This window comes from Nocardioides sp. CPCC 206348 (genome assembly GCF_048654705.1).
In the GTDB taxonomy this organism is placed as follows: Bacteria; Actinomycetota; Actinomycetes; order Propionibacteriales; family Nocardioidaceae; genus Nocardioides.
This window is the reverse complement of sequence record NZ_JBMCZA010000161.1, coordinates 43,841-52,826: the sequence shown is the minus strand read 5'-3', so window position 1 is coordinate 52,826 and position 8,986 is coordinate 43,841. Positions and strand designations below refer to the sequence as shown.

At 69.5% G+C, this 8,986-nt stretch carries 10 protein-coding genes; 1 reads left to right on the top strand and 9 read right to left on the bottom strand.

Annotated elements, in window-relative coordinates; genetic code table 11:
* From ACOADB_RS11985 to ACOADB_RS11950, 8 genes are all read right to left on the bottom strand, one after another.
* On the bottom strand, positions 1 to 575 hold a 575-nt coding region (locus tag ACOADB_RS11985), incomplete at its 3' end, for an SDR family NAD(P)-dependent oxidoreductase (RefSeq protein WP_378598544.1).
* Positions 572 to 1,819 carry an NADH:flavin oxidoreductase/NADH oxidase family protein gene (locus ACOADB_RS11980; protein ID WP_378598542.1) on the bottom strand — a complete coding sequence of 416 codons (1,248 nt, stop codon included), beginning with the start codon at positions 1,817 to 1,819 and terminating at the stop codon, positions 572 to 574. The genes ACOADB_RS11985 and ACOADB_RS11980, both read right to left, overlap by 4 nt.
* A gap of 102 nt (positions 1,820 to 1,921) precedes the next feature.
* Entirely contained in the window at positions 1,922 to 2,494 is a 573-nt protein-coding gene (locus ACOADB_RS11975; protein WP_378598540.1) for a TetR/AcrR family transcriptional regulator, read from the bottom strand.
* 101 nt (positions 2,495 to 2,595) lie between these two features.
* Positions 2,596 to 3,444, bottom strand: coding sequence for an alpha/beta fold hydrolase (locus ACOADB_RS11970; protein ID WP_378598537.1), 849 nt, complete (start codon positions 3,442 to 3,444; stop codon positions 2,596 to 2,598).
* On the bottom strand, positions 3,441 to 4,445 hold the full coding sequence (locus tag ACOADB_RS11965; protein ID WP_378598534.1) for an NADP-dependent oxidoreductase: 1,005 nt from the start codon (positions 4,443 to 4,445) through the stop codon (positions 3,441 to 3,443). The genes ACOADB_RS11970 and ACOADB_RS11965 overlap by 4 nt, the downstream gene beginning before the upstream one ends.
* Position 4,446: 1 nt before the next feature.
* On the bottom strand, positions 4,447 to 5,949 hold the full coding sequence (locus ACOADB_RS11960; RefSeq protein WP_378598531.1) for a class I adenylate-forming enzyme family protein: 1,503 nt from the start codon (positions 5,947 to 5,949) through the stop codon (positions 4,447 to 4,449).
* Positions 5,946 to 6,848, bottom strand: coding sequence for an alpha/beta hydrolase (locus ACOADB_RS11955; RefSeq protein ID WP_378598528.1), 903 nt, complete (start codon positions 6,846 to 6,848; stop codon positions 5,946 to 5,948). Before ACOADB_RS11955 ends, ACOADB_RS11960 begins: the two co-directional genes overlap by 4 nt.
* A complete protein-coding gene (locus tag ACOADB_RS11950) occupies positions 6,845 to 7,819 on the bottom strand; it encodes an enoyl-CoA hydratase/isomerase family protein (protein ID WP_378598525.1) in 975 nt (324 codons plus the stop codon). Before ACOADB_RS11950 ends, ACOADB_RS11955 begins: the two co-directional genes overlap by 4 nt.
* Before the next feature lie 93 nt (positions 7,820 to 7,912).
* Here ACOADB_RS11950 and ACOADB_RS11945 point away from each other — a divergent pair, with 93 nt between their 5' ends.
* On the top strand, positions 7,913 to 8,584 hold the full coding sequence (locus tag ACOADB_RS11945; RefSeq protein ID WP_378598522.1) for a TetR/AcrR family transcriptional regulator: 672 nt from the start codon (positions 7,913 to 7,915) through the stop codon (positions 8,582 to 8,584).
* On the opposite strand, the gene ACOADB_RS11940 is transcribed toward ACOADB_RS11945, so the two are convergent.
* Positions 8,569 to 8,986 (bottom strand): SDR family NAD(P)-dependent oxidoreductase (locus ACOADB_RS11940; RefSeq protein WP_378598520.1); only part of this gene is annotated, 418 nt, incomplete at its 5' end. The genes ACOADB_RS11945 and ACOADB_RS11940 overlap by 16 nt on opposite strands.

Below are 8,986 nucleotides of genomic sequence, written 5' to 3'. Positions count from 1 at the left end.
TCGGTGTCGACGAGCGAGAAGTAGGCGGTGAGCACCGACACGTCGTGGTCGGCGAGCTCGAGCCGGAGTCCGCGGCCGAGCTGCTCGACGGCGGCCTTGCTCATCGCGTACGGGATCGTCCCCATCCCGTTGACGAACGCGAACACCGAGCTGATCAACACGATCTGGCCCCGGTTGGCGATCACCTGGTCCATGCCGGCAGCGACTGTGTTGACGACTCCCGTGACGTTCACTGCCAAGGTGGCCTCGACGTCGGCGATCGGCGTGTTGCGCAACGTCGCCGCCTTGGCCAGCAGCCCGGCATTGGCCATCACGACGTCGACACGCCCGAAGCGGTCGACCGCCTGCTGCACGACGAGGTCCAGCGAGGATCGGTCCCGGACGTCAGCGACGCAGCCCAGGACCCGGTCAGCGTCCAGGGCCGCCGAACGTTCCGGAGTCCTGGCATCGATGTCGGCGATCACGAGCCGCGCACCGCGGCGCAGGAGTTCCCGCCCGGTCGCCGCCCCGATGCCACCGTTGCCGCCGGTGATCAGGACGACCTTGTCGGTCAGGTCGTACGACGCCCGGGTCATGCCGTGCCTCGCTTGGGCCGGAAGGACACGCGCCCGTTGCGGCGGACCATGGCCACGGCCGTCGCCAGCGGACCACGATCCAGGTCCGGCTCGAGGCCGCGCGCCAATCGGTGCAGCTGGTCGACGTTCCAGCTGATGTTCAAGAACCCGTCGAGGGCCTTCAGGTCGGTGAGGCGGCCCAGGATCCCGCGCAGGCCGGCCTGGATCTCGTGAGTCGTCAGGGCGTCGGATCGCCCGTCGAGGAGCTGCGCAGCGGAGTCGGTGGCGGTGACCGTGGGTCGGGCGATGCCGACGAGGTCGCAGTCGCCGGCCGTGATGGCGTCCTCCATGGCCGAGCGCGTTCGGAAGCCGCCCGTGACGGCAATCGGCACCGAGCCGGCCTGAGCACGCACCGACTGGGCGTACTCCAGGAAGTAGGCCTCCCGCGCCCGGGTGGAGGAGGCAGCGGAGCCGCCCATCGCAGGAGACTCGTAGTTCCCACCGGAGACCTCGATCAGGTCGACGGCCTCGGCGGCCAGTGCGGCCACCACGGCTCGCGAGTCCTCCTCGGAGAAGCCGCCGCGCTGGAAGTCGGCCGAGTTCAGCTTCACGGCCACCGCGAAGCCCGGGCTCACCCGCTGCCGGACCCGCCGGACGACCTCGAGCAGGAAGCGCATCCGTCGTTCCGGAGTGCCGCCCCACTCGTCGGTGCGCAGGTTCGTCAGGGGCGAGAGGAACTGGGTGACCAGGTAGCCGTGAGCCGCGTGGAGCTGGACGCCGTCGAAGCCGGCGTCCTCACACACCGCGGCGGCAAGGGCGAACCGGTCGATGATGTCCTCGATCTCGGCACCGGTCAGCTCGCGGGGCGTGGCCGCGCCCGGCATGGCCAGGGGCACGGGACTGGGGGCGACCGGCTTGTGCCCGACGGCCAGCAGGTTGGACTGCCGACCCGGGTGGTTGAGCTGGGCGAAGATCGCCGCCCCACCGTCGTGGGCCGCCTTCGTCCACGCCGTCAGCTGCGCGAGTGCCCGGTCGTCGTCGATGACGACATTGCCGGGCTCCCCCAGGTGGTTGCGGTCAACCATGATGTTGCCGGTGACGAGCAGTCCGTAGCCGCCCTGGGCCCACCGGCGGTACAGCGTGACGAGCCGTTCGTCGGGCGAGTTGCCGGCGTCACCCAGCGCCTCGCTGAGTGCTGCCTTTGCGATGCGATTGGGCAGCCGTACGCCGCACGGGAGATCAAGGGGTTCGCTGAGCGGGGACATCGGTGCTCCTGACGCGCCATTGGATTACGTTCATCATATTATGATCGTAATCCAATGGCAGCGCAACCCTTCAGCTCGTGACCCCGGCCACCGGGCTGCGGCTCAGCGCAGGAACGTGCCCGCGTTCTCGATGCCTCGCTCGAGGACTTCCAGGGAGAGGTCGGGGTCGGCGAGCGCTCGCGACAGCTGCAGGGTGCCGACGAGCAGTGCAAAGAGTCCGATGGCCCGACCCCGCCCGGCCATCGGGTTCCGCGGGGCCAGACGGGACGCGATCTCGTCGATGATCGATGCGGCACCAGCGGTGTAGCCCTGGCGCGCAGCGTCGTCGGTCCGCACGATCTCGTCGAGCAACGCCGCCGATGGGCAGCCGACCTCGGCGTTGTCCCGGTGTTCCGGGGACAGGTAGTCGCGGATGAACTGCTCGATGCCCGCCTTGCCTGCCGGCAACGCACTGATCGCCCGGGCCTGGGCTCGCACCTCGTCGGCCACCACCGTGGCGACGAGATCGTCCTTCGAATCGAAGTGCGCGTAGAACGCGCCGTTGGTCAGTCCGACGTCGGCCATCAAGGTGGCGATCCCGGAGCCGTCGATACCGCCCTGCTTGAACCGGCGACCTGCCGACTCGACGATGCGTTGCCGCGTGGCGTCCTTGTGTTCCTTGCCGTAGCGCGCCATGGCTCCCCCTCCGTCCGGATCGTCCGGTCAGCGTAGTCGATTACCTGCCGTCCGTAATATTACGATCGCCAGTCAACTAATCGACGACGGGATCGGCGCCGTCAGCGCAGGAACGCCAGCAGGTCCGCCACGAACCGCTCGTGGTGCTGGAAGACCCCGCCGTGGCCGGCGTCGGGATAGATCCGCAACGTCGCGTTCGGGAGCTCGTGGGCGAGGTCGAAGGAACTGCGGGTCGGCAGCATCCGGTCGTCCTCTCCGTTGGCGACCAGCACCGGGTGCTCGATCGAGCCCAGGTCCATGGGCGCGCGAGAGCCCCATCGGCGTACGGCCACCACTTGCGCGGCGACGCCGCGAGGCGTCGTACGACGGACGCGGTCGTGGGTGCGCTCACCGAGCCTGCGCATGTACGCCGCGGCCGCCGCCTTGCCGCTCGGAGTGCGGGTGAAGAACAGCAGCGGCTTGGGGTTGCTCAGCGTGATCAGGCCGCGCAGCGCATCGCCCAGCATCCGGGCGTTGGCTTCACCCACGCCGGCACCACCCGCAGGTCCGGTACCGGCGAGCACCACGCGACGAACCAGGCCCGGCTCTCGTTCGACGATGGCCTGGGCGACGAAGCCGCCGAGCGAGAACCCCATCAGGTCGACGGGCCCGAGGCCGAGCGCACGGATGAAGGCGATCGCGTCGTCGGCCATCGCTTCGACCGTGGTCGGCGTCCTGCCGCCGGACCCACCGATCCCCCGGTTGTCGAAGATGATCACCCTTCGCTCGACCGCAACGCCGTCGATGACGCGCGGATCCCAGTCGTCGATGACCGCGGTGAAGTGGTGGAGGAAGACGACCGGGGTTCCCGACGTGGGCCCGAAGTCCCGGTAGGCGAAGTGGGTTCCGGCCGCTTCGATCCGCCGGGTCGGCGCTTCGATCGCGGCAGCTCCCGACCGGGTCCCGATCACGGTGTCTCCTCGATGGTGACGACGATCTTCCCGTTGGCCTTGCCCTGCTCGACGTAGGCAAGCGCGTCGAGGGTCCGCTCGAACTCGAAGGTGCGGTCGAGCACGGGCTTCAGCACCCCGGCGTCGTACAACGTGGCCAGGGCGGCGAGCTGGGCGCCGTCGGCGCGCATGAAGAAGAACGAGTAGCGGACGCCGAGCTTCCTGGCCTGCGCCCGCACCTTGCGACCCAGCACCGCCATGACCGGCTTCAACACCGGCTGGCCGAGCTGCGACGCGAACGCGGGGTCGGGAGGACCGACCACGCTGATCGCCAGTCCACCGGGCTTGAGGACCGTGAGGGACTTCGTCAGGTTCTCACCGCCCAGCGAGTCGATGACGACGTCGTACCCCGACAGGACGTCGGCGAAGTCCGCTGTCCGGTAGTCGATGACCTCGTCGGCGCCGAGGGCCCTGAGCCTGTCGGCCTCGTCCCCACGCGCGGTGGTGGCGACGTGGGCGCCGAGGTGGTGGGCGACCTGGATGACGGTCGAGCCCAGACCGCCGGCACCGGCGTGGACGAGGACCTTCTGGCCGGGCTTCACCTCTGCCACGTCGACCAGTGCCTGCCATGCCGCCAGCGCGACGAGCGGCACGGCCGCTGCCTCCTCCATCGTGAGGCTGACCGGCTTCAGCGCGACGTCGGCCTGGTCGACCGCGATGGACTCCGCGAAGGTGCCGATGCGGAGGTCGCGTGGTCGCGCGTAGACCTCGTCGCCGACCTTGAAGGAACGGACGTCGCTGCCGACGCGGGCCACCACACCTGCCAGGTCGTGGCCGAGCACGAACGGCGTCCTGTACTTGAGCAGCTGCTTGAACTCGCCATTGCGGACCATCTTGTCCAGCGGGTTGATGCTCGCGGCGCGAACCCGGATCAGGACGTCCTTCGGCCCGACCACGGGTTCGGGTACGTCGGCCGCGCGGACGCCGTCCTTGCCGTACTTCTCGACGACGAATGCCTTCATGTCAGCCAGCCTTCTGTGCAGGGTTCTCGATGGTCTCGGTGGGGTGCGCAGCGCCGGCGCGCAGCACGGGCTTCGCGATCTTGCCGACGGCGTTGCGAGGCAGCGCGTCGAGCACGTGGAGCGCGACCGGTCGCTTGTAGCCGCTCAGCTCGGCGGCGCAGTGGCGCTTGAGGTCGTCGGTGTCGATGTCGTGCCCGGGAGCCGCTTCGACGTACGCGACGACGACCTCGCCCCAGACCGGATCAGGAACACCGATGACGGCGGCCTCGAGCACGGCAGGGTGAGCGGACAACACGTCCTCGATCTCCTTGGGATAGATGTTCTCGCCGCCGCGGATGATCATGTCCTTCGACCGACCGACGAGGGTCAGGTAGCCGTCGGCGTCGAGCTGTCCGACGTCGCCGGTGTGCAACCAGCCGTCGACGATGACCCTGGCCGTCTCCTCGGGACGCCCCAGGTAGCCGCGCATCACGTTCGCGCCTCGGACGACGACCTCGCCTGCAGTCCCCCGCGGAACCTCGACTCCGTCGGGGTCGACGATGCGTACGTCCTGCCCGGGGAACGGGACTCCCACGGTGCCCGCTCGTCGGGGGCCTCCGACCGGATTGATGGTCGACCCACAGGTCGCCTCCGACAAGCCGTAGCCCTCGATCAGCGGGAAGCCGTAGCGGTTCTCGAAGCGCTCCAACAGCTCGGCAGAAGCGGGCGCGGCACCGCAGATGGCGAACCGCACCGATGACGTGTCGGGCGCGAGCTCCGCCGGACGAGCCGCGAGCATCGCGTAGATCGTCGGCACCGCACTGAAGTACGTCGGCCGTTCGGCTTCGACCAGGTCGAAGAAGGTGTGGGGCTTGAACCGGCTCGCGATCACGACGCTCGCACCGGTCGCGAGCGGGAGCAGCACGCTGACCACGATGCCGTTGACGTGGAACAGCGGAAGGATCAGCAGGCAGTGGTCATCGGCGCCGACACCGAGGCCCAGCCGCCCCATCTCGACCATCGCCTGGAGGTTCGCGTGGTCGAGCATCACGCCCTTGGGCACGCCCGTGGTCCCGCTGGTGTAGATGAGCAGGGCGAGCGCGTCTTCCGGCACTTCCGCAGCAGGAATCGCGTGCTGCGGCGTGCGCCGCAGGTTGTCGACAGACAGGGTCGCGATGGTCGACTCCGTGGCCGGCTCCTCCTCGACGACGAGGAGGCGAGCGTTCGCGTCGTCGAGCTGCCGGGCGACCTCGGCGTCGGTCAGGCTCGGGTTCACGGGAGTGACGGTCGCGCCCACTCGCCAGGCCGCGAAGAGGAGTACGACGAACTCGATCCGGTTGGTCAGCTTGAGCGCCACGACATCGGTCGGCCCGACACCGAGGTCCAGCAGGTGCTCTGCTGCTGCCGCCACGTGGTGCAGCAGGTCGGCATTGGTCAGGGATCCTGTCGCGTCAGAGACAGCGCGGCCCTGGGGGTCGCGACGGGCGCGGTCGTCGGGAACGGAAGCGAGGTGCACGAGGATCACGCCCCCAGCAGGTGACGCGACAGGAAATCGACCTGGTCGGCGACGACTGCTTCGAACGCGTCGCCCAGGTAGATGTCGAAGTGGCCGGCGTCGTACTCCTTGATCTCGCCGCGCGGCGCCGTCTGCGCGTAGGCCAGGGTCTCGGCGGCCGGGGTCACCGTGTCCTGGTTGGTGATGCAGAAGAGGATCGGCGGGACCACCCGGCGGACGACCTTGCCGGGGCGATACGTCGTGATGGTCGGGGCGACCCGGGCGGCGACCTCGTTGACGAAGGTGCCGCCGGGCGGGACGAGGGCCAGGTAGCCGTCGAGAGCGTCCGGCGCGTTCATCAGCGCGAGTGCTCCGGGCCTGGCTGCCAGCGGAATGGTGACGGGCGCGCGACCGCGCGCAGCGGCGACCACGTCACGTGCGACCGACGGCAGGACCTTCATCGTCCCTCGGGGACCGAGGGCTCGCGCCGAGGCCAGCCCGTCGGTGAACGGGCACTGCGCGATGGCGGCGCTGAGCTCCGGGTGCCGGGAGGCGACGGTGATGGCGTGACCGCCACCGAAGGAGCTGCCCCACACCGCGACCCGGCTGCGATCGACGTCCTCGCGCGTCTGCACGTGGTCAAGCGCGGCGTCCCAGTCGGAGAGCTGGCGCTTGATCGACAACAGTTGCCGCGGGCTCCCCTCGCTGTCGCCGAAGTGGCGATAGGTGAAGGCGAGGGCAGCGATCCCGGCCTGCGCGAAGCGCTCGGCGTACGCGTCCAGGCGCATGTCACGGGTGGCACCCAGCCCGTGGCCGAGGACGACGACCGGCGGCGAGGTGACGCCGTCGGGCAGGTACAGCCAAGCCGCGCAGTCGTCGCCGGAGGAGTCGAACCGGACGTCGTGGCGGGTGAAGGTGTGCGTGCTCATCGGGTCACTGCCTCTCGCTGGCCGAAGGAGACCGCGCCGTCGGCGATCGCCCGGTCGAAGGTGTCCTCCGCGTAGAGCGGCAGCTCGCCGGTCGCCTCGGTCTGGGCCATGTACTCCAGCATCAGTCGCTGGCCCTCCTTCGACAGCGCCTGCCGCAGGAACTCGGTGCGCTCGACGTGCAGCCCGTCCTCGAGCGACATGGAGCCGCCGAGGTAGACCGAGCGCTTGATGGCCGCCACCGATTCCCGGGGCCGGGATCCGAAGTGAGCGGCCAGCTCCAGGGCACGATCCAGCACTTCGTCCTGCGGTACGACGTCGTCGAGCGCGCCGAGCGCCAGTGCTTCCGCGGCCGTGAACGGCTTGCCCTCCAGGATCGCCACCAACGAGCGGTGGGTGCCGATCAGGCGGGTCAGCCGCTGGGTTCCACCACCGCCGGGCATGATGCCGAGCAGGACCTCGGGCTGGCCGATGAAGAAGTCGCCCTCGGCCATCACGCGCAGGTCGTTGGCCCACGCGAACTCGGCGCCCAGGCCCAGCGCCGATCCATTGAGCGCGGCGATGAAGATGACACCGCTGCGGTTCATCCTCAGGAACGTCTGGTGCAGGTTCTCGAGCTCGACTGCAGGCCACAGCGGCGTGTTGCGCAGCGCAGGGGCCAACGCCGCACTGGCCTTGTTGACGCCGTACGCCGTGCGCGCGAGGGCGGACGCACCGCGGCGCCCTACGGCCGGAACAGCGGCACCGCCCTCCTGCAACCAGCGGACCTCCGCGTGGCTGACGAAACGATCGGGGTGCGATCCGGTGAAGACCACGGCATGGATGTCCGGATCACGATCCACGCGATCGACCAGCGTCTCCAGCTCCGCCGCGATGTCTGGCCCGAACACCTGGCGGGGCCCGCCTGCAATGTGTACGACGACCACCGCTCCGCGGTCCTCGACTTCGAGGTGGCCCGTTTCCTTCTCTGCCATGACGCCTGCTTTCGTTGTCCTGTTCGGCTAGAATAACGAAGTTATAGCTAGGCGACAAGGGTGATCCTGCCCACGAGTGAAAGCATCGGCGACATGGCAGTGGACGAGATCTCCGGCAGCGTGCCCGAGCGACTGGTGGCGGCCGCGGTGACGCTGCTCGCCGACGAGGGACCCTCCGCCATCAAGGTGCGGTCCGTGGCTGCCGCCTGCGGACTGTCGACGATGGTGGTCTACAGCCACTTCGGCGGCGTGCCCGAGCTCGTCAGCGCCGTTGCCGACCATGGCTTCGAGGAGTTCCGCCGCGCCTTCGCCGACGTCCCCGCCACCGAGGACCCGGTGACCGATCTCTTCACCATGGCGACGCGGTGCCGCCAGATCGCGCAGGCCAACCCGCACCTCTATGACCTGATGTTCGGCCTCTCGACCCGGGCGACCTACCGGCCGGCAGCGGGCGCAGGATCACGCCTGAGCGGCCACTCCCCGGCCTTCCAGGCTGCCTACGCGCACGTCACCGCCGCCTGCGCCCGCCTTGTCGAGTCAGGGCGGATCTCCCCCGCCGAGCCCGAGGTCATCGCGGCCTCGGTCTGGAGCTTCGTGCACGGCTACGTCAGCCTCGAGCTGGCCGACCACTTCATCGAGTTCAAGGACCCGGTGACCGAAGTGCTCGTCCCCATGGGCGTGACGTTCTGCGTCGGCCTCGGCGACACCAGAGAACGCGCCCTGGCCTCCCACCTGGCGGCACTGAGCCGCTACGGGACCAGCTGATCGTTGCGCCCGAGGACGTCGACCTCGCGCTCGAGGGTGGGCACGGTCCGGGCCGCGAACCGACGCATCCACGGCCAGGCGACGGGGGAGTTGAGCAGCCCCTGCGCCCAGTTGGCAACGACGACCGCACGCGGCACGTAGACCCGTGACCGTCGATGAACCAGCGCATCGACGATGGCCGCGGCTGCGTCGTCCACGCTGGTGGTGACATTGCCCGGGTACGGCAACCGGTGGCGCATCGCCGCAAAGGACGGCAGGTCCGCCTCCGCGCCGCGGACGAGATCGGTGTCGATCCAGGACGGATGGACCAGCCCCACGGTCACGCCCAGGTGCGCCACCTCCTGGCGATACGCGAGGGCCAGCATCTCGACACCCGCCTTGCTGGCGCCGTACGACGCCATG

Excerpts from the sequence above, each read along its gene's own strand:
- ACOADB_RS11950 (WP_378598525.1), bottom strand. The coding sequence starts at position 7,819 with ATGGCAGAGAAGGAAACGGGCCACCTCGAAGTCGAGGACCGCGGAGCG.
- ACOADB_RS11975 (WP_378598540.1), bottom strand. The coding sequence starts at position 2,494 with ATGGCGCGCTACGGCAAGGAACACAAGGACGCCACGCGGCAACGCATC.
- ACOADB_RS11945 (WP_378598522.1), top strand. The coding sequence starts at position 7,913 with ATGGCAGTGGACGAGATCTCCGGCAGCGTGCCCGAGCGACTGGTGGCG.
- ACOADB_RS11965 (WP_378598534.1), bottom strand. The coding sequence starts at position 4,445 with ATGAAGGCATTCGTCGTCGAGAAGTACGGCAAGGACGGCGTCCGCGCG.
- ACOADB_RS11955 (WP_378598528.1), bottom strand. The coding sequence starts at position 6,848 with ATGAGCACGCACACCTTCACCCGCCACGACGTCCGGTTCGACTCCTCC.
- ACOADB_RS11980 (WP_378598542.1), bottom strand. The coding sequence starts at position 1,819 with ATGTCCCCGCTCAGCGAACCCCTTGATCTCCCGTGCGGCGTACGGCTG.